The sequence below is a fragment of the Mycolicibacter sinensis genome (assembly GCF_001673565.1).
GTDB lineage: Bacteria > Actinomycetota > Actinomycetes > Mycobacteriales > Mycobacteriaceae > Mycobacterium > Mycobacterium sinense_C.
Window position 1 is genome coordinate 13,366 of sequence record NZ_LZMF01000081.1, and the last position, 20,358, is coordinate 33,723.

Below are 20,358 nucleotides of genomic sequence, written 5' to 3' on the forward strand. Positions count from 1 at the left end.
GAAGGAGGGCATCCTGGGCATCGGGCGCAGTCATGCGTTACAGTATTACATATGCTGTCAACTAGTAATGATGAGCAGCTCGATGTGGGGGAGCGGATCCTCGACTCCGCGGCGAGTTGTCTGCTCGCGCTCGGCGTTGAGCGGGTGACTTTGGCGGCGATCGCGCGCCGCGCCGGGGTCAGCCGTCCGACCGTCTACCGGCGCTGGCCCGACAGTCGATCGGTGATCGCCGCGCTGCTCACCGCGCGGGTCGCCGAGGCCTGGACGGACCTGGCGCGCCCCGGAACCGGACGTGAGGCGCTGGTGATGCGGATCGTCGCGGTGGCCGCACGGCTGCGACGCGACGAGGTGGTCATGCAGGTGCTGCATCACGCACCGGACCTGGCGATGGTCTACATCGCCGAGCGCATGGGAGCCAGCCAACAGCGGCTGATCGACCTGGCGGCCGCCGAGCTGGCCGATGCCCAGAAGACCGGCAGCGTACGGGCGGGTGACCCGCGTCAGCTCGCCGCGATGTGCCTGCTGATCACCCAGTCGGCGATCCAGTCCGCCCAGATCGTCGCGCCCCTCTTGGATGAGGATGCCCTGGCCGCCGAACTGTCCTACACGCTGAACAGGTACCTGTCGTGACAGCCAATGCGGCCCTCAACGCCGCGCGCCGCACCGCCGAGCTGACGGCCCTGGCGGAGGGCCCGGCTGTTGATGTCGTCGTGGTCGGCGGCGGGATCACCGGCGCCGGAATCGCCCTGGACGCCGCCACCCGGGGCCTGCGGGTGGTGCTGGCCGAAAAGCAGGACCTGGCGTTTGGCACCAGCCGGTGGAGCTCCAAACTGGTGCACGGCGGGCTGCGGTACCTGGCGACCGGCAACGTCGGCATCGCGCGGCGCAGCGCGATCGAGCGCGGAATTCTGATGACCCGCAACGCACCTCATCTGGTGCGGGCGATGCCGCAGCTGGTACCGCTGCTGGGCTCGATGCGCGGGCGCGACCGGGCCCTGGTGCGCGCCGGGTTTCTCGCCGGTGACGCCCTGCGCCGGCTGGCGGGCACCCCGGCGACGGTACTGCCGCGCTCGCAACGGATCTCGCGCGAACAGGTCATCGACTTGGCGCCGACCGTGCGCCGCGACGGACTGGACGGTGGGCTGCTGGCCTACGACGGACAGTTGATCGACGACGCCCGGTTGGTCACGGCGGTGGCCCGCACCGCGGCCCAGCACGGCGCGACGATCCTGAGCTATGTGGCCGCCTCGCAGGCCACCGGCGAGTCGGTTCGCCTGACCGACCAGCGTTCCGGTGAGTCCTTCGACGTCGCCGCGCGGGCCGTCATCAGCGCGGCCGGGGTGTGGGCCGCCGACCTCGACCCGGCGCTGCGGCTGCGGCCGAGTCGCGGCACCCACCTGGTGTTCGACGCGGCGGCCTTCGGCAACCCGACCGCCGCGCTGACCGTGCCGATACCGGGCGAGCTGAACCGTTTCGTGTTCGCCATGCCCGAACAGCTCGGCCGGGTCTATCTGGGTCTCACCGACGAAGAGGCTCCGGGGCCGATTCCCGATGTCCCACAACCCACTTCGGCGGAGGTGTCCTTCCTGATCGACACCGTCAACACCGCGCTGGGGACCACCCTGGGCGCCGGTGACGTCATCGGCTCCTATGCGGGTCTGCGGCCGCTCATCGACACGGGGGAGGGCCGCACCGCCGACGTCTCGCGCAACCACGCCGTCGTCGAATCGGAGTCCGGGGTGCTCAGCGTGATCGGCGGCAAACTGACCGAATACCGGCACATGGCCGAAGATGTGCTGGATCGCGCGGTGCGATTGCGGGCGCTGAGCGCCACATCCTGCCGTACCCGCGACCTGCCGCTCGTCGGCGCGCCGGATAACCCGGGATCGCAACTGCCGCTGACGGCCGACCTGCCCGAGTCGCTGGTGCTGCGCTACGGGGCGGAGGCGGCCAACGTGCTGGCCACCGCCACCTGCCGGCGGCCGCAAGATCCGGTCGTCGACGGGATCGACGTGATCCGCGCCGAATTCGAGTATGCGGTCAGCCACGAGGGTGCACTGACCGTGGAGGACATCGTGGATCGGCGGACCCGTATCGGGCTGGTGGCCGGAGACCGGGAGCGCGTAGTCGAGGTGGCGCGGGAGTTTCTCGCCGCGGCCGATTGAGCCGAGCTGAGACCGACACCGAGCTGCAGCGGGTGCTGTCGGCGATTCTCGCCCACAGCTGAGCGCCTACAGGTACCGGCGAACCCGGCCGCAATACTCGGCATATTCGCGGCCGTAGTGCTCACGCATGAAGGCTTCCTCCCGCAGTACCTGACGGTTGAACAGCCACGTCGCGGCGAGCAGGTAGAGCAACGGGATCCAGGTTGGAAACACCAGGAACTGGCCGAGTAACACCAGGGCGAATCCGACGTAGATGGGGTTGCGGCTGATCGCGAACACACCCGAGGTCACCAGCTTGTCCGGGTGATCGGTGTCGATACCGACGCGGAAGCTGGTGCCGAAGGCCAGCAGGCTCAGTAGGACGAACAGCAGGCCCCCGAAGCAGAGCGCGACACCGGCCCAGGCGATCGGAGCGGAGTTGAAGAACCGGTCGGCGGCGACCAGCGGCCAACCGAACGCACCGGCAAAAATGACGTAGAAGTAGATCAGCGCAAAGGGCGGGATCAAGAAGTCCTTCTTGTCGATATTCCCGAAGTGCAGCGCGTCGGTTCCGCTGCGCCGCAGCATGATCAGGCGAGCGGCAACGAGCACAGGACACAGCGCGAGCGCCAGGGCGGCCAGATATCCGGGCATCGCAATCCCTCCGGTTCCGTGCGTTGGAAGACAGGTAATTCATCGTCTGATGAATTGTCTCGGGTTGGGTGTGAGTTGTCAAGGGCGTCGACGGGATGGCGATACCCGCGCCGCGGCGCGCGGACCCGGTTGCTGTGTGCGCCCATGTCTAAATTTGATTTTAGCGGCCTTGAATGGATCCGTCTGACCGACAGCGGATGACGGAGTGGCCGGAGCGAAAGCATAGCGAAAAGTGAGAACCGTTGGCATACAAGGCTATACAAGCATATCGCTAGCGACGCCGCCCAACATTTTTAATCGCGGATCTGGCGATCCTTGCCAACCCTGCAGGAATATAGTTTAATCTCGATTCGAACGCTGAACCGCGCCGCTGGTCCGCAGCGGCAAAGGCAGTCCGACGGCTGGGGGAAGTGGCTTGGACGCTCCGAATCCTGCGAGACGGCTGACTCGGCCCTGGGCGAAGCGGATTTCCCTCATGGATCGACCCGTGGTGTGCGCGGTACCTCGTCAGGCGAGCCCGTCCGATCGGTGGGGAAGGCGCGATGCGTGACGTAGCGGTCGTCGGCAAGCCGATGCGGGCGCTCGGAGGATTCTTCGCGATGGCGCTCGACACTGTCGTTCAGACGTTCAGGGGACCGTTTGCCTGGCGAGAATTCTTGGCACAGGCGTGGTTCGTTGCACGGGTCTCACTCGTGCCGACGCTGGTCCTGTCGATCCCGTTCACCGTGCTGGCGGTCTTCATGTTCAACATCTTGTTGACGGAACTCGGGGCGGCGGACTTCTCGGGTACCGGCGCAGCTCTTAGTGCTGTGTTGCAGATCGGCCCTGTCGTCACGGTGTTGGTGGTGGCGGGCGCGGGAGCAACTGCGATGTGCGCGGACTTGGGGGCGCGCACTATTCGCGAGGAACTTGACGCGTTGCGGGTGATGGGCATTGATCCCATTCAGGCGCTGGTGGTTCCGCGCGTGTTGGCAGCGACCCTGGTCGCCTTCCTGTTGTCCCCCCTTGTGGTGTTGGTCGGCCTGGCCGGTGGGTTCGTCTTCTCGGTCTACTTCCAGCACGTCACGCCCGGGGCCTTCGTCGCCGGCCTCACCTTGATCACCGGGCTCGCCGATGTGGTCATTTGCCTGGTCAAAGCCACGCTGTTCGGTCTCACCGCCGGCCTGATCGCGTGTTATATGGGTATCTCCGTCGGCGGTGGTCCCGCGGGAGTCGGTAACGCGGTGAACGAAACCGTGGTGTTCTCGTTCTTGGCACTGTTCGTCATCAATACGGTGGTCACCGCTGTCGGATTCCGAGTGACGCTATGAACCGCGTGGCGAAGTTCAGGTCTACCGGTTTTGAGCAGAAGATCAACCAATGCGTGGCCGGCTGGGATCGGATCGGCAGCCAGATCCAATTCCACGTGAAGACGCTGACGTCCATCCGAGAGGTGTTTCTCTACTATCGCGTCGAGTTGATCCGCCTCGTCGCCCAGATGAGTATGGGTGTGGGTGCGTTGGCGATGATCGGGGGAACGGTCGCGGTCATCGCAATCTTGACGCTGTCCACAGGTGCGCTCATAGCAGCGCAGGGCTTCAGTCAGCTCGGTCAGATCGGCGTGGAAGCACTGACCGGGTTTGCATCGGCCTACTTCAACGTTCGGATCCTTGCTCCGCTGACCGCCGAATTCGCCTTAGCGGCGACCATCGGTGCCGGTGCGACGGCACAGCTTGGAGCGATGCGGATCAATGAAGAGATCGATGCGTTAGAGGTAATCGGGGTACGGGCGATCGCGTACCTGGCATCGGCAAGGGTATTGGCGGGCCTCGTCGTCGTGGTGCCCTTCTACTGCGTGGCCGTGGTCATGACGTTTTTCGCCGCTCGTTTCGGGACAACGGTGGTCTACGGGCAGTCGTCGGGCGTTTATGACCATTATTTCCATACATTCTTGAGCCCCACCGACCTGATCTGGTCGTTCGCGCAGGTTTCCATAGCCAGCGTCGTGATCATGGTGATTCACACCTACTACGGGTTCACCGCTTCTGGCGGGCCCGCTGGTGTAGGCGAGGCGGTGGGAAGGGCTACGCGGGCCTCGGTGCTCGCGGCAGTGCTGGTCACAGTGGCGATCACATTGGCCGTCTATGGCCAATCGGGCAACTTCCACCTGGCGGGGTAGCAATGGAGATCGGGCACGAACGGACGCGTGTTCACCCGCGTTGGTGGACACTGATATTCACCATCGTCGTGATGTTGGCTGCCTGGCTGGTGGGCCAATCGTTCAACCGATCATTCCGGTCCTATGTACCGGTGACCCTGATGTCGGATCGGACCGGCCTGGTCATGGAGACAGGCGCCAAGGTGAAGCTGCGCGGTGTCCAGGTGGGCCGCGTCGGTCAGATCTCGGGCGGCAAGCAGCCGGCGAGCTTGAAACTCGAAATCGATCCGGACAAGGTCGCTCTCATCCCCGCCAATGTGGGGGCGCGAATCGCCGCTACCACTGCGTTCGGCGCCAAGTATGTCGAGCTCGTCTACCCGGTGGATCCGAGCAGCAAGTCGCTGACGACCGGTCTCGTACTCCGGTCGGACAATGTGACGACTGAGGTCAACACGGTTTTCCAGAATCTGGTCGGCGTCATTCGGCAGGTGGATCCGACAGAGCTGAATGGCGTCCTCTCGGCGCTTGGCGAGGGCCTGGGCGGACAGGGTGCGCGCATCGGTGAGGCGATCAGCGGTGCAAATACCGTGCTGGTGGCACTGAACGCGCGCAGCAAGGCGATTCGCGACGATTGGCGAGCATTGAAAGACGCCAGCGATACCTACGAGGCCGCGGCCCAAAATATCGTGAATATCTTTTCATCCGCGAGCACCACCAGCACCACGATCATCGACAATTCGCGGGATCTCGATGCACTGATGCTCACGGTCGCCGGGTTCGCCAACAGCGGGATAAGTTTGATCGGCCCGAACAGGGAGAATTTCGTCCGGTCGGTCAACGATCTCCAGCCGACCACGGCATTGCTGATGAAGTACAACCCGCAACTCACCTGCACTCTGGTGGGGGCGAAGACGGCCCTGGACGACTATGGACTGGCCGACTACATGGGCGGCGCCAATGGTTCATCGCTCATCGTGGATGTCGCGTTGCTCCTGGGCGACGACATCTACAAATACCCGGATAATCTGCCGATTCACGCCGCCAAAGGCGGCCCGGGCGGAAAGCCGGGTTGCGGATCCCTGCCTGACGTGGCGGACAACTTCCCGGTGCGTCATTTGATCACGAATACCGGTTGGGGCACGGGACTCGATGTCCGGCCGAACCCGGGAATCGGGCAGTCCTGTTATGCCGACTGGTTCCGCGTCACGCGTGGCGTGCCGTTACCGCCGGCCATCCGCCAGTGTCTGCCCGGTCCGGCGGTCGGACCCCAGCCTGAACTCGGATTCGGGACACCGCCGTATGGAGCGCCGCAGTACGGGCCGGGAGGTGTGCCGCTGTTTCCGGGTGTGCCTCCAGCGCCGCCACCACCCACACCGCCGGAACCGTGATCCGCTGTGCCGCCGTGCCGCCGTGATGGAAGAACGAGACAGTCAGGAAGGGGTCGATCGCGATGAAAGTCAATCTGCGACACACCGTGTGGCGACTCGGTGTCTTTTTGATTGTCACGATGCTGGGGTTGTTCGCCCTGCTGACGATATTCGGGCAGTTTCGGTTCGACACGGCCCGCAACTATAGGGCCGAGTTCCTCGACGTTACTGGATTGGCGAACGGAAATTTCGTGCGGATCGCCGGCGTAGAGGTCGGAAAGGTCAGGAATATCTCGCTGAAAAGCGATGGGAACGTGGAAGTCGAGTTCAGCGCCGATGATTCGGTCGTGCTGACGGAAGGCAGTAGGGCAGTGATCCGGTGGGGAGACGTAATCGGCGGCCGCTACCTTGCCCTCGAGGAGGGCGCCGGTGGCATGAAGATATTGGGTGCGGGCGCAACCATCCCAGTGGACAGGACCGAGCCCGCGTTGGACTTGGACGTCCTGATCGGCGGTTTCCGGCCGCTGTTTCGAGCCCTGGATCCTGAGCAGGTCAACGCATTGGCGGGTCAACTGATCGCGGCGTTCCAAGGGCAAGGCGTCACCATTGGCTCGTTTCTGAACCAGACGGCCGCCCTAACCGCCACGCTGGCCGACCGTGATGTGCTGATAGGTCAGGTGATTGCCAACTTGAGCACCGTCCTGGGGTCCTTGGGAGACCGAAGCGACCAGTTTGCGACCGCAGTTGATTCGCTGTCGGAACTGATGAGTGAGCTGGCGGCCCGAAAGGAAGACATCAGCAACGGTGTAGCGCATATCAATGCGGCGACGTCCACGATCGCCGACCTGTTGCAGCAGTCGCGTGCGCCCATGAAAAAGGCCGTCCAGGAAGCGGATCGCACTGCCGCCACCGTGTTGGCCGATCAGCAGTACGTCGACCAGGTGCTAGAGAATCTTCCTGCGGCCCTGCGCATCCTGAACCGGCAGGCGCTTTACGGCGACTACTTCACGTTCTACTTCTGTGAAGTCGCCCTCAAACTGAATGGCAAGGGCGGTCAGCCGATGTACGTGAAGGTGGCCGAGCAGACTTCGGGGAGGTGCACACCGAAGTGAAGCCCTTTCAAGAACGCAATCTGCTGACGATAGGAATCGTCGGGTCAGTGTTGACGGCCGGCATCGCTGTCGGCGCCTGGTACTACGACGAACTTCCATTCGTTTCGCCCGCTGAGTCCTACTCGGCGTACTTCGCCGAGGCGGGCGGCCTGACCGCTGGTGCCCAGGTACAGGTTTCGGGAATGCGTGTCGGCAGCGTCAACAGCGTCACGCTTGACGAAGGGCGGGTGCTGGTCAGGTTCAAGGTAGACAGCAAGATCCGGCTCGGGGATCGAACTGAGGCGGCGGTGAAGACAAAAAGTCTGCTGGGCACCAAGATGCTCGGTGTCACCCCACGCGGTGACGGCCGGCTGACGGAGACCATTCCGCTGCAGCGCACCACACCCGCCTACCAGTTGCCCGACGCGCTCGGAGACCTGACCGCGACCATCAGCGGCCTCGACACCGAGCAGTTGTCCGACTCGCTGCAGACACTGGCGCAGACATTCCAGGACACCCCGCCGGATCTGAGGATCGCCGTAGCCGGTGTAGGGCGCCTCTCCAAGGTCCTCAACAAACGTGACGCCCAGCTCCGGAATCTGCTTTCCAACGCCCGAAAGGTGACATCGGTACTTTCTGCGCGAAGTGACCAGATTGTGCATCTGGTCAACGACACGAACGAACTGCTGAGCCAGTTGAACAGCGAAAGTGCGGCGCTGGACCAGATTTCGACCAATATCTCTCATGTCAGCCGGCAACTCAGCGGAGTCGTTGCCGACAACGGGCAGACCCTGAAGCCGGCGCTGGACAAGCTGAATGGCGTACTGGCCACCCTCGACAATCGCAAGACGGAGGTGCAGGAGTACCTCAAGAGGTTCAGCTGGTATGCGATCGGATTGGGGGAGTCGCTGTCGTCGGGTCCGTTCTTCAAAGCCTATGTCGCGAATCTGGTTCCGGGACAGTTCATTCAGCCCTATATCGACTCGGCGTTCTCCGACCTGGGTCTCGATCCGAATGTCCTGTTGCCGTCCGAGCGCACCGATCCACAGATCGGCCAGCAGGGGACCCCGGCCTTGCCGATACCGTATCCACGGACCGGCCAGGGGGGCGAGCCGCGGCTGTATCTCCCGGATGCGATCACCGGTAACCCCGACGATCAGCTGTGCGGTTCGCCCGGCAGCGCGCTGCCGGGCACCGGGTGCTACCCGTATCGGGAACCGCCGCCCGCGCCGCCGCGCGCCGGACCGCCTCCGGGACCGCCGGCGCAGGCCCCGGCTGGTTCGGAGTCGGTTCCCGAACCCACGCCGAGCCCGGTTTTCGTGCCGGCGCCCGGTGAAGTACCCGCGACCGAAGGGGCACATACCGAATCGGGGGCGGGAAGATGACTGTCGAGCGAATCCTGAACCGGTGGTTGGCTATTGTCCTGGTGGCCGTGCTGGCCGGCGGCGCTGTTGTGTTGACGCAGTCGGGTCTCGGCGGCGGTCGGACGCACGTAGTCGCCTACTTCGAGAACAGCAACGGAATCTTTGTGGGCGACGAGGTCCGCATCCTGGGGGTGCGGGTCGGCGAGATCGATGCCATCGAGGCACAACCCGAGCGGGTGAAGATCAGCTTCTGGTTCGACGACCACCACCGGGTGCCGGCCGACGCCAAGGCGGTGGTCCTGTCGCCATCGCTGGTGACCGCCCGCGCCGTCCAGCTGACACCGGCCTACGCCGGTGGTCCTGTCCTGACGGATGGAGCGACCATTCCACGAGAGCGAACCGCTGTACCTGTCGAGTGGGATGACTTTCGCACCCAGCTGCAGCATCTCACCGAGATGCTGGAGCCCACCACGCCCGGCGGGGTCAGCACACTGGGGCAGTTCATCAACACCTCGGCCGACAACCTACGCGGTCAGGGCATGAATATTCGCGACACGATCCTCGAAGTCTCCGAGGCGATTTCAGCGTTCGGTGACCACAGCGGCGACATCTTCAGCACGGTGAAGAGTCTGTCGATGCTGGTGACGGCGCTTCAAGGCAGCGACGAAGTGTTACGACGCCTGAACCAGAACCTGGCTTCCGCGTCCTCGTCATTGGCCAATAGTCCCAATGAGGTTGCCTCTGCAGTCGTGGATCTCAACACTGCGGTGAAGGAGGTCAAGACTTTCGTTGCCGACAACCACGAGGCGTTGGGTACCACGTCGGACAGGTTGGCGTCGGTGTCGCAGGCCTTGGTGGACAGTGTCGATGACCTCAAACAGATCCTGCACGTGATACCCACCGCCGCGCAGAACTTTGTCAACATCTATCAGCCCGCTCAGGGGACTCTGACCGGTGCCTTGTCGACGAACAATCTGAGTGATCCCATCTCCTTCGTCTGCGGAGCCATACAGGCCGCGTCGCGACAGAATGCCGCGCAGTCGGCGAAGCTCTGTGTGCAGTACCTCGCGCCGATTGTGAAGAACCGCCAGTACAACTTCTTCCCGTTGGGAGAGAACCTTTTCGTCGGAGCCAGCGCCCGGCCGAATGAGGTCACCTACAGCGAGGACTGGATGCGCCCGGACCATGTTCCACCGTTGCCCGATGGCAATCCGTCCGCCGGCGCTTCGGCGCCGGAGGCCGACGCGCGACCGCCCGCGGCTGCCGGTCCGGCGGCAGCCCAGGCCACCGACCCTGGCGCAGGCCTGCCCGGGCTCATGCTGCCCAGTGGGGCGGGATCATGAGCAGGTGGTGTCGCCGCGCGGCGGCTGCAATGGCGCTGGTAGTTGTGGCCGTCACTGCATCGGGCTGCGGATGGCGCGGGTTGAACACACTGCGCCTACCGGGCACGGAGGGTCGAGGCCCCGGGGCTTACACGATCCTCGCGCAGTTGCCCGAGGTGAACCGCCTCGAGCCGAACTCGCGGGTGCGAGTCGGTGACGTCACAGTGGGCACCGTGGCCAAGATCGAGCGCCAGGGCTGGCACGCGCTGCTGACGATCAGGCTCAACGGCGACGTCGACTTGCCGGCCAACGCCACTGTTGGGCTAGGCCAGACCAGCCTGCTGGGGTCGCTGCACATCGAACTGGCGGCTCCGGCGAACGCGGCCCCGGAGGGGAAGCTCGGCCAGGGATCACTGATCCCGCTGTCCTCCGCGAGCAGTTATCCGACCACAGATCAAACCCTTGCCGCGGTCTCGATGTTGCTCAACGGAGGTGGGATCGGCCGGATTCAGGAGATCACCACGGCCCTGGGCACCGCATTCGCCGGACGCGAGAAAGACCTGCGGAGCCTCATCGCGCAGCTGGACACGTTCATCGCCGACGCGAACGAGCAAAGTGACGACATCATCGCGGCAACAGACAGTTTGAACAACGTCGCCCGCAAGTTCGCCGAGCAGAAGCCAGTGGTGGATCGGGCGCTGCAGACTCTTCCCAAGGCGCTTTCGGTGCTCAAGGACGAGCGTGATCAGTTGGCGGATGCCGCGGACCGGCTCGGGAAGTTCGGCGCCTTGGCCACCGACTCGATCAACCGGACCAAACACGCACTGGTCCAAGAACTGAAGGACATCGGACCAGTGCTGGAGTCGTTGGCCAACGCGGGCCCTGCGCTCACCCGCGCACTGGGCTTGTACCCGACGTATCCGTTCGCGACCGAGACAATCCCGAAATGGTTTCGCGGCGACGCCGCCAACCTCACGGCGGTTATCGACCTCACCCTGAGCAGATTGGACTCGTCGTTCTTCACCGGGACCAAGTGGGAATGCGATCTGACCGAACTCGAAATGCAATGGGGCCGGACCATCGGCCAGTTCCCCAGCCCGTGTACGGCGGGCGGCCCGTTCAATCCGGGTAATCCACTGGTAATTCCCTACCGCTTCGATCAGGGGCCGTGACATGTTGAACAGACGGATCCTCAGTCAGTTGGCGATTTTCATCGTCATCAGTGTGACCGGCGGCTCGATCATGGCCTTCGGCTACATGGAACTGCCGAATCTCTTGTTCGGCGTCGGGCGCTACCAGGTGACCATGCAGCTGCCCGAGACCGGTGGCTTGTACAAGAACGGCAACGTCACCTACCGCGGCGTCGAAGTCGGTCGCATACAAGACGTCTCACTGACCCGCGGAGGAGCTGTTGCGGTGTTGTCGTTGAAATCCGGGATCGACATTCCCGGCGATCTCGACGCACAGGTACACAGTCAGAGCGCGATCGGCGAGCAGTTCGTGGCGTTGGTGCCACGCAATGGTGACAGCCCACCGCTGAAGAACGGCGACGTGATCCCGATCGAGCGGACGGTCATCCCGCCGGACATCAGTGATCTGCTGGATGCCACAAACCGCGGGCTGCAGGCGATCCCGGGTGATGCCCTGCGTACCGCAGTCGGTGAGGCATTCGTCGCGGTCAGTGGCCTCGGTCCGGAGATCGCGCGCATCGTGAAGGGTTCGAATAGCCTGGCCATCGAGGCAGGCGAGAATGTCGGATCGCTGACCACCTTGATCGATCAGTCCAAACCGTTGCTCGACACCCAGATCGAGACCGGCGACGCGATCCAACGGTGGGCGGCAAACCTGGCCGGCGTCACCGAACAACTTCACGCCCAGGACGCTGCGGTCGCCGAGCTGATCAGAACCGGGCCCTCGGGCGTTGATCAGGCTCGCCAGTTGTTCGACCGCCTGCAGCCGACCCTGCCGATCGTCTTGGCGAATCTGGTCAGCGTCGGAGGTGTTGCCGTCACCTACCAGCCCAACCTCGAGCAGCTCCTGGTGTTGCTGCCGCCGCTGACCGAAATCCTCCAGGGGGCGGGACTGGCCAATCGGAACACCAAGCAGGGATACCGCGGCGCCTACCTGAGTTTCAACTTGAACGTCAACCTGCCACCACCGTGCCTGACGGGATATCTACCGGCCCAGCAGGTACGAGCGGCCAGCTTCGAGGACTTCCCGGAACGTCCGGAGGGCCAACTGTACTGCCGGATTCCGCAGGACGCGATGTTCAATGTCCGCGGCGCTCGCAACCTGCCCTGCGCGACCCGGCCGGGCAAACGTGCACCGACGGTGAAGATGTGCGAGAGCGACGAGGAGTATGTGCCGCTCAACGAGGGATGGAACTGGAAGGGCGACCCGAACGCCACCATTACCGGCCAAGACATCCCACAGCTGCCGCCGGGCGCGCTCAGTTCTACCGAGGTGCAGCCGGACCCAACGCCGGCACCAATGGTTGCCGCTGAGTACAACCCGAGCACGGGCCGCTATATCGGTCCCGACGGACAGGTATACACCCAGACCAACTTATCCCGTCCCGCGAATCAGGAGCAGACATGGCAATCGATGATGATGCCCCCGAACACCAACTGAGCACGGCACCCGAATCGGGAGACCTCGACCAGGAGGGCTGCCCGGAGGAGGACTCCGTGCCGACCGCGGCGAGGTCGGCAATACCGGGCCGGGCGGCGATGCTGGTCGGATTGGCCATCGTCGTGGCGTTGGCGGGGCTAGGTGGCTGGTGGGGAATCCGGTCGTACCAGGCACATCAGGCTGAGCTGCAGCGAGGGATCCTGCTTCAGGCGGCGCGGCAGGGCGCGGTCAACCTCACAACCATCGACTACGAGCAGGCCGAATCAGACGTTCAACGTGTCCTGGACTCGGCGACAGGCAACTTCTACGACGACTTCAGCCGGCGTTCACAGCCGTTCATCGAAGTCGTCAAGGCTGCGCAGGCGAAGTCAGTCGGCACGGTCACCGAGGCCGGGATCGAGATCGATGGCGCCGAGGAGACGAATGTACTCGTCGGCGTCACGGTCAAGACCACTAATGCCAGTGGGGCAGACCAGGTTCCGCGTTCGTGGCGAATGCGCATCTCGCTGACGCGGGTCGACTCGCAGCCAAAGATCTCGAACGTCGCATTCGTGCCCTGACGAGAAGCCGGACCATTGAGCAGCTCAACCGTTGTACCCGACAGTAGATCGACGACAGCACAAGGAAGTGATTACCGTGACGGTCCTCACCGACGTCGTCTCCGACGACCCCGGCTTGGATGCTGCGACGCCGCCTGCGGCCGAGAAGGACAATTCCGAAGGGGGTGCTGCGGAGGCCGTGCAGCTCGAGGATCCTCCGGGTCAGCCTGAAACTGTCGCCCGGCCGAACCCCGCAGAAAGGGGCAACGCGTGGCGACCGATACTTGCCTACGGAGTTCTGCCCGCGCTGGTGATGATGTTTGCGATGGCGGCGGGGCTGCTCAAGTATTGGGATGCATCGGCCACTGCTTCCGCGGTTGCTCGCGTTGAATCAGTTCAGGCGGCCAAAGATTCCACGATTGCCATGTTGTCGTACCAACCCGACAGTGTCGAAGCTGATCTGAAGGCGGCCCAAGAACGTCTCACCGGAGATTTCCGGGACGCATTCATCGAGTTGACGAACAATGTCGTCATTCCGGGCGCCAAGGAGAAGCGGATCTCGACGGTGGCGAGCGTGCCCGGCGCCGCCTCAGTGACGGCTACTCCCAACCACGCGGTAGTCGTGGTGTTTGTCAACCAGTCCGCGATCGTCGGCAGCGACGCCCCTACCGATACCGCATCCAGTATCCGAGTGGCTTTAAACAAAGTCGACGGCCGGTGGCTCATCTCCGGTTTCGATCCGATCTGACGCACCGCGATGAGGGACAAGCTGTTGCCGCCACATCGTGGGCCGCGGATATGGCCGATCAGAACGGGATTCGCCTGCGCGGTGCTACTGATGGTCGCGGCCGGAGCCGCCAATCCCTGTGCTCGGGCCGATGTGGAGCCGGACAAGGAGCTGGCATACCTGATCGGTGTGACGACAAGACCGGGCTACAACTTCACCAGCGCGGATGAGGCACTCGACTATGGGTATGGCATCTGCGCGAAGGTGTCGCGCGGCCTCGGCTACGCCCAGCTCATCACCGAGGTACAGGGCGACTTCAACACCTCCGACGATTACCAGGCCTCTTACCTGATCTCGCAGGCAGCCAACGAACTGTGTCCCGAGTTGATCTGGCAGTTGAGGAATTCCGCCGCGCATTACCGCCCGCCGGCCAGCGCGGGCCCCTAGGCATAAGGAGACTCGTCATGTCCAAGCGAAATTGGGTGTTGGATGTGCTGCTCCACCAGCACCCTGCGGGGGGCGTCATCGATGTGGGGGACGGCGCTCCAGATCAACGGATGGGCGCTTGGTGGCTGCGACGGCGGCGGCGTGGGGCCCTGCCAGTCTCGATGATTGTCATCGCTCTGGCTCTGGTGGGCACTCCCACCGGTCGGGCCGACAATGACAACAACACGCTGATACCGAACAACAAGCGTCTCAACGACGGGGTCGTCGCCAACGTTTATACGATGCAGCATCAGGCTGGGTGCACCAATGACATCAGGATCGACCCGCGGCTGCAACGTGCGGCTCAACGGCACACCGACGACGTCTTGAACAACCGGCATCTCGATGGAGATATCGGTTCAGACGGATCCAACCCACAGCAGCGTGCTGACGCCGCGGGCTTCCGCGGTCAGGTGGCCGAGACGGTGGCGATCCATCCAGCGCTGGCAATCAGCGGCATCGAGTTGATCAACCAGTGGTACTACAACCCGACGTACTTCGAGATCATGTCGAAATGTGCCCACACTCAGATCGGTGTGTGGTCGGCGAACAGCCCGGACCGAACCGTCGTGGTGGCAGTCTACGGTCAGCCTCTGGACCCGATCGATATGTCTCAGAGGGGAACTCATCCAGTACCACTGGATCCGAGCCCCGACTATGACGCCAGCGACGAGGTTGAGTTCGGAAACAACTGGTGGGCGTGGATTCTGCGGGGGGTCTATCCGCCGCCCGGCTATCCGGCGAGTTGACGGGTGTGCGGTGCTGCACGTGGCAACGGGCATCACCACCGCGCACAGGCACGGAACGCAGGTCCCGGACATCCGGTGCCTGGTTCGGGGGAGCCCGCGAATCTCCGGGGGCGGCCGTCGAACTGTGGCCGGCCGGCTGCCCGGCTGCCAGCTATTGAATATTGATTAAAAAATGGGTAACGTCGTCGACGAGGAGATGCGATACCGATGAGCGGCGTTCGCGGACAAGGAAAATCATGCTGATTCAGAGGCGCGAAGGCGGGGCTGAGCGTCAAGTGTCCGGCCTGAGTGTCGTCCTTGCCTTCGTGCTGGCGACGTGTCTGTGGAACGCGACACCGGCTCGTGCCGCCGCCACCGAGTATCTGATGGTGCCGTCGGCGGCGATGGGCCGTGACATCCCGGTGGCATTTCTGGCAGGCGGCCCGCACGCGGTGGTCCTGCTGGACGCCTTCGACGCCGGGGCCGAGACGAGTAATTGGCTGACGGTCGGGGACGCCATGAACAGTCTCGGGGGCAAGGGGATATCAGTTGTGGCGCCCGCAGGAGGGGCGTGGTCCCTCTACACCGACTGGGAGCAGGACGGGGGCCGTCAGTGGGAAACCTTCCTCTCCCACGAGCTACCGGATTGGATGGCTGCCAACAAAGGTCTGGCTCCGGGCGGACACGGCATCGTCGGCGCCGCGCAAGGCGGGACCGGTGCTCTGACCATCGCGACATTCCACCCCGATCGATACCGCTACGCGGGTTCGTTGTCGGGCTTCCTGACCCCGTCCAAGACGAATGTATCCGGCGCGATCGCAGCGGGCCTCTCGGAGTTGGGCGGCGCGGATACTCAAAGAATGTGGGGACCACAGCAATTCGGTCGATGGAAGTGGCATGACCCAGACGTGCACGTGGCAATGTTGGTCGCCAACAAGACCCGACTTTGGGTCTACAGCCCGGCGACGCCGGTGTGCAGCAACCCTGCTGCGATGCTCGGCTACTGCGACCTGGCCCACGGCAGCAATCTGACCTTCTATCGGCACTATCGCGCGGTCGGTGGCGACAACGGGCACTTCGACTTTCAGGAGGGTGGAGACCACGACTGGTCGACGTGGGGTCCGCAGCTGCGGGCCATGTCGGGCGACCTGAGCGCCAGTATCAAGTGAGAACTCGATGCCCAGACAGCGCTGGTCGCAGCTCCGAGCTTTGCCAGACATGAACGAAGTCTGGGCGGCCAGCGGCCGTTCACATCGCCCAGCAGGGCGCCGAAAGAGTTTGTGCCCGGCCGATATCAGGCCGGCACGGAGACGCGGGCGTACCACCATGGCGCGCGCACCAAAGTTGAGGAGTTGAACACACATGAGTCCTTCCGCCTTGATCGCGGGAGTCGGGATGATCCCCTTCACTACTCCACGCAATAGCGAGACCTACGATGTGATGGGGGAGTTGGCGACTCGGGCCGCATTGAAGGATGCGGGCCTGTCGTATGAGTCGGTACAGCAGGCCTACGTCGGGTACGTCTACGGTGACTCGACCTCCGGTCAGGCAGCACTGTATAGGGTTGGGGCCACCGGGATACCGGTGGTCAACGTCAACAACAACTGTGCCACCGGGTCCTCGGCACTGTTTCTGGCGCGCCAGGCGATCGAGTTCGGTGTCGCTGACGTTGTGGTGGCACTGGGCTTCGAGCAGATGCAGCGCGGCGCCCTGGCGATGTCCTACACCGACCGGCCGACGCCGTTCGCCAGCTTCGACACGGTGGTACACGGGATCCAGGGCGAGAGCGACGCCCCCTTCGCCGCACAGTACTTCGGCGGAGCCGGCCGTGAGTACTGCGACCAGTACGGGATGGATCCGGCCGTCTTCGCCCAGATCGCCGTGAAGGCGAGGGCACACGCCGCGCACAACCCGTATGCGGTGTTTCGGGATCCGGTGTCGGCCGAGGAGGTGCTTGCGGCGCCGGTGATCTACGGGCCGTTGACCAGGTTGCAATGCTGCCCGCCCACCTGTGGCGCGGCCGCGGCCGTCCTCGTCAGCAGGAGCTACGCGCGAAGGCACGGGCTGCAACCAGCGGTCGCGGTACGCGCTCAAGCGATGGCGACCGATCCGGAATCGACCTTTGCGGACCGCTCGATGATGAAGATCGTCGGCTACGACATGACCAAGCTCGCAGCTCAGCGGGTCTACGAGACAGCCGGTGTCGGACCGGAGGACATTGCGGTGGTGGAGTTGCACGATTGCTTCACCACCAATGAACTGCTCAGCTACGAGGCCCTCGGACTGACGCCGGAGGGAACCGCGGAGAAGTTCATCGCCGATGGGGACAACACCTACGGCGGACGCGTGGTCACGAACCCGTCCGGCGGGCTGCTTTCCAAGGGACACCCCCTTGGCGCGACTGGCCTGGCGCAGTGCGCGGAATTGGTCTGGCAGCTGCGTGGAACGGCAGGACCGCGACAGGTCGACGGTGTCCGACTCGGCCTGCAACACAACATCGGGCTCGGCGGTGCCGCTGTCGTCAGCCTCTACGAGAAGGTGAGCTGACCATGGCGGTGGACCAATCCGTGATCGGAACCGAGCTGTCGCCTACTCGGCTGGTCGTCGATGCGGGACGGCTGAGGTTCTTCGCCAAATCCATCGGAGAGACGAATCCCATTTTCACCGACCTGGAAGCAGCGAAGGCTGCCGGCTACCCGGCTTTGCCGGTGCCGCCCACCTTCCTGTTGGCGATCGAGCTCGACCGTCCAGACCCTTTCGACTGGGTCAGTGACCTGGGTATCGATCTGCGCCATGTCCTGCATGGCGAACAGCGATTCGCGTACCGATCCCAGGCGTACGCCGGAGATGAGCTCATCGCGAGGCCAAGGATTGTCGACGTCTATACGAAGAAGGGAGGCGCGCTGGAGTTCGTGGTAAAGGACACCAGCGTCGTCCGCCCTGACGGCGAGAGAGTCGCCGACCTGAAATCCGTTCTGGTGGTGCGGCACCCGGAGGAGCAGCAATGACAAGCGAAGTACTTGCCGAAGTAGGGGCGGAACTTGATCCACTGCGGCTCGCAGGGATCAGTCGAACCACGCTGGCGCTGTTCGCCGGCGCCTCCGGTGACCACAACCCGATCCACATCGACATCGATGTAGCACAGTCCGCCGGTTTGGCCGACGTCTTCGCCCACGGCATGCTGTCGATGGCATACCTGGGCCGAATACTCACCAACTGGGTCCCTCCCGAGTCGATTCGGGAGTACGGAGTGCGTTTTGCCGCGGTCACTCCAGTGAATTCGGAGCCCACGGCGCGAGCGCGGATCGTCGCGGTCGACACGGTCGACGGCGAAGCGCGAGCGACGCTTTCGCTGACGGTCACCCTTGCCGACGGAACAGTCACGTTGTCGGGCGACGCCGTCGTGGCGATCTGACATCAACACTCAACAGGAGGACGTCATGGGAAAGTTGGACGGAAAAGTAGCGCTGGTCACCGGGGCCGGCCGCGGCATCGGGAGCCACATCGCGATGAAACTGGCCGCGGAGGGTGCGGCCGTCGTCGTGAACGATCTGGACGATGAACCGGCTACCGAAACAGCGGGCGCCATCTGTGATTCGGGTGGCCGAGCTGTCCCGGTCTCGGGCAGCGTCACCGACGATGGCTTCCCGGAGCGGTTTGTCAACACCGCGGTGGACACCTTCGGCGGCCTCGACATCATCATCAACAACGCGGGTTACACCTGGGATTCGGTCATCCAGAAGATGAGCGATGAGCAGTGGGAGGCAATCCTGGACGTTCACCTGAAAGCACCCTTTCGGATCCTGCGGGCGGCGCAGCCGGTGATCTCCCGACTCGTCAGATCGGCCAAAGATGCCGGGTTGGCGACTCCCTGCCGCAAGGTCGTGAACATCTCCTCGGTGGCGGGACTGGGCGGAAACCCAGGGCAGGCGAACTACGCCGCAGCCAAAGCCGGAGTCGCGGGTCTGACCAAGACGATGTCCAAGGAATGGGGGCGTTACAACGTCACCGTGAACACCGTCGCTTTTGGCCTGATTCGAACTCGGCTCACCAGCACCGCAGGAGATGAGGACGGCAGTATCGACATTCAGGGCCGGGAGATCAGGGTTGGCGTGAATCCGGATCTCCTGGTGCAGATGGAGAAGTCGATCCCCTTGGGTCGCAGCGGCACTCCGGAGGATGCGGCCGGCGCCGTGTACCTGCTGTGCGCACCGGAATCCGACTACATCAGCGGCCAGACTCTGGTCTGTTCCGGCGGGTTCAACATTTGACATGATCGGCGCCACGATCGACGCGGGGACTGCCACCATCACCCTGGACCGCCCGGGCCGGCTCAACGCGCTGACCTGGAGTGTCATGGACCAAATCCGTGCCGCGCTGGTTGAGCTCGGTGGACGTGATGACGTACACGCACTGGTGATAACCGGTGCCGGCGCCGGGTTCTGCGCCGGATACGACCTGATCGACCTGGACTGCGCCGGCGGGGACCTGCCCGCTGCGGTGCAGAGCGGTATGGCGGCAAGCCTGAACCCGTTGTGCCAGGCCATCATCGATGCTCCGGTACCGGTGGTAGCCGCGGTCAACGGTCCCTGTGCGGGCGGCGGCTTGGGGTTGGCGTTGCTCGCCGACATGGTGGTCGCGGCGGAGTCGTCATACTTTCTGGTGCCCCAGGTAAGTGCCCTCGGCATTGTTCCCGACGCGGGGGCTAGTTGGATCCTGGCTCGTGTGCTTGGCCGGGCGAGGGCACTCGGGATGATGCTCACCGGCTGCCGGGTCGGGGCGGCGCAGGCCGAAGAGTGGGGTTTGATCTGGCGTTGTGTCCCCGACAATGACCTGATGCAGGAGGCCGCAGCACTCGCTCGGGAGCTGGGCCGGCGGCGGGGTCCGGTTGTGGCAACCCGGAAGCTCGTCGACTCGGCGGTTCAGTCGCCCCTCGGTGAACAGCTTGTCTGCGAGACGCGCGAGCAGTCGATCGCCCTGTGTGACCCCGGGGTATCGGAGCGAATTCGAGGATTCGCCATCAGGTCCCGTCGGCATGGCCGGCCGAACTGAGGCGCGGGATCAACGGGATGCGAATTGTGCGGTGTACCAAAGTGATCGACAGGAATGCGGCGATCGCACAGTGTCGAAACAACTGCGCCAGCGGACGTTTCTGCTTATCTATGGTT

21 protein-coding genes are annotated in these 20,358 nt (G+C 63.9%); 20 read left to right on the top strand and 1 reads right to left on the bottom strand.

Translation table 11 applies throughout. From position 1 onward, the window contains the following. Positions 1-51: 51 nt before the first annotated feature. Both A5648_RS12990 and A5648_RS12995 read left to right on the top strand, forming a co-directional pair. Positions 52-630 (top strand): TetR/AcrR family transcriptional regulator, encoded by a 579-nt coding sequence (locus A5648_RS12990; protein ID WP_065024944.1) that lies wholly within the window; start codon positions 52-54, stop codon positions 628-630. Beyond that, entirely contained in the window at positions 627-2,165 is a 1,539-nt protein-coding gene (locus A5648_RS12995) for a glycerol-3-phosphate dehydrogenase/oxidase (protein ID WP_065024945.1), read from the top strand. The genes A5648_RS12990 and A5648_RS12995 overlap by 4 nt, the downstream gene beginning before the upstream one ends. Before the next feature lie 66 nt (positions 2,166-2,231). Here the strand turns inward: A5648_RS12995 and A5648_RS13000 are convergent, their stop codons facing one another. Further along, entirely contained in the window at positions 2,232-2,798 is a 567-nt protein-coding gene (locus A5648_RS13000) for a methyltransferase family protein (protein ID WP_065024946.1), read from the bottom strand. A gap of 542 nt (positions 2,799-3,340) precedes the next feature. On the opposite strand from A5648_RS13000, the gene A5648_RS13005 reads away from it, so the two are divergent. From A5648_RS13005 to A5648_RS13090, 18 genes are all read left to right on the top strand, one after another. Further along, the gene (locus A5648_RS13005; protein WP_065024947.1) at positions 3,341-4,108 is read left to right on the top strand and encodes an MlaE family ABC transporter permease; all 768 of its coding nucleotides are present in this window, start codon (positions 3,341-3,343) and stop codon (positions 4,106-4,108) included. Continuing rightward, the gene (locus A5648_RS13010; protein ID WP_065024948.1) at positions 4,105-4,956 is read left to right on the top strand and encodes an ABC transporter permease; all 852 of its coding nucleotides are present in this window, start codon (positions 4,105-4,107) and stop codon (positions 4,954-4,956) included. The genes A5648_RS13005 and A5648_RS13010 overlap by 4 nt, the downstream gene beginning before the upstream one ends. A gap of 2 nt (positions 4,957-4,958) precedes the next feature. Then, complete coding sequence (locus A5648_RS13015; RefSeq protein WP_065024949.1) at positions 4,959-6,323, top strand: MCE family protein; 1,365 nt, start codon at positions 4,959-4,961, stop codon at positions 6,321-6,323. Positions 6,324-6,385: 62 nt separating this feature from the next. Beyond that, positions 6,386-7,414: an MCE family protein gene (locus A5648_RS13020; RefSeq protein ID WP_065024950.1), complete on the top strand. Its 1,029-nt coding sequence runs from the start codon at positions 6,386-6,388 to the stop codon at positions 7,412-7,414. Continuing rightward, positions 7,399-8,778: an MCE family protein gene (locus A5648_RS13025; RefSeq protein ID WP_082966471.1), complete on the top strand. Its 1,380-nt coding sequence runs from the start codon at positions 7,399-7,401 to the stop codon at positions 8,776-8,778. Before A5648_RS13020 ends, A5648_RS13025 begins: the two co-directional genes overlap by 16 nt. After that, on the top strand, positions 8,775-10,100 hold the full coding sequence (locus tag A5648_RS13030; RefSeq protein WP_065024951.1) for an MCE family protein: 1,326 nt from the start codon (positions 8,775-8,777) through the stop codon (positions 10,098-10,100). Before A5648_RS13025 ends, A5648_RS13030 begins: the two co-directional genes overlap by 4 nt. Further along, positions 10,097-11,251: a virulence factor Mce family protein gene (locus A5648_RS13035; protein WP_065024952.1), complete on the top strand. Its 1,155-nt coding sequence runs from the start codon at positions 10,097-10,099 to the stop codon at positions 11,249-11,251. The genes A5648_RS13030 and A5648_RS13035 overlap by 4 nt, the downstream gene beginning before the upstream one ends. A 1-nt stretch (position 11,252) precedes the next feature. Next, positions 11,253-12,710: an MCE family protein gene (locus A5648_RS13040; protein WP_065024953.1), complete on the top strand. Its 1,458-nt coding sequence runs from the start codon at positions 11,253-11,255 to the stop codon at positions 12,708-12,710. Beyond that, positions 12,674-13,270: a mammalian cell entry protein gene (locus tag A5648_RS13045; RefSeq protein WP_065024969.1), complete on the top strand. Its 597-nt coding sequence runs from the start codon at positions 12,674-12,676 to the stop codon at positions 13,268-13,270. The genes A5648_RS13040 and A5648_RS13045 overlap by 37 nt, the downstream gene beginning before the upstream one ends. 76 nt (positions 13,271-13,346) lie before the next feature. Next, a complete protein-coding gene (locus A5648_RS13050; protein ID WP_234787418.1) occupies positions 13,347-13,997 on the top strand; it encodes a hypothetical protein in 651 nt (216 codons plus the stop codon). A 90-nt stretch (positions 13,998-14,087) separates the two neighbouring features. Further along, the gene (locus A5648_RS13055) at positions 14,088-14,423 is read left to right on the top strand and encodes a DUF732 domain-containing protein (protein ID WP_082966474.1); all 336 of its coding nucleotides are present in this window, start codon (positions 14,088-14,090) and stop codon (positions 14,421-14,423) included. 161 nt (positions 14,424-14,584) lie between these two features. Next, positions 14,585-15,211, top strand: a complete 627-nt coding sequence (locus A5648_RS13060) for a CAP domain-containing protein (RefSeq protein WP_065024971.1) — start codon at positions 14,585-14,587, stop codon at positions 15,209-15,211. Positions 15,212-15,447: 236 nt separating this feature from the next. After that, a complete protein-coding gene (locus A5648_RS13065) occupies positions 15,448-16,359 on the top strand; it encodes an alpha/beta hydrolase-fold protein (RefSeq protein WP_065024955.1) in 912 nt (303 codons plus the stop codon). Positions 16,360-16,552: 193 nt separating this feature from the next. Continuing rightward, positions 16,553-17,737: a lipid-transfer protein gene (locus A5648_RS13070; protein ID WP_065024956.1), complete on the top strand. Its 1,185-nt coding sequence runs from the start codon at positions 16,553-16,555 to the stop codon at positions 17,735-17,737. A 2-nt stretch (positions 17,738-17,739) separates the two neighbouring features. Then, a complete protein-coding gene (locus A5648_RS13075) occupies positions 17,740-18,198 on the top strand; it encodes a MaoC family dehydratase N-terminal domain-containing protein (RefSeq protein ID WP_065024957.1) in 459 nt (152 codons plus the stop codon). Beyond that, complete coding sequence (locus A5648_RS13080) at positions 18,195-18,605, top strand: MaoC/PaaZ C-terminal domain-containing protein (protein WP_065024958.1); 411 nt, start codon at positions 18,195-18,197, stop codon at positions 18,603-18,605. The genes A5648_RS13075 and A5648_RS13080 overlap by 4 nt, the downstream gene beginning before the upstream one ends. Positions 18,606-18,630: 25 nt before the next feature. After that, positions 18,631-19,461, top strand: coding sequence for an SDR family NAD(P)-dependent oxidoreductase (locus tag A5648_RS13085; RefSeq protein WP_065024959.1), 831 nt, complete (start codon positions 18,631-18,633; stop codon positions 19,459-19,461). A 1-nt stretch (position 19,462) separates the two neighbouring features. Beyond that, positions 19,463-20,242, top strand: a complete 780-nt coding sequence (locus A5648_RS13090; RefSeq protein WP_065024960.1) for an enoyl-CoA hydratase/isomerase family protein — start codon at positions 19,463-19,465, stop codon at positions 20,240-20,242. Positions 20,243-20,358 lie beyond the last annotated feature (116 nt).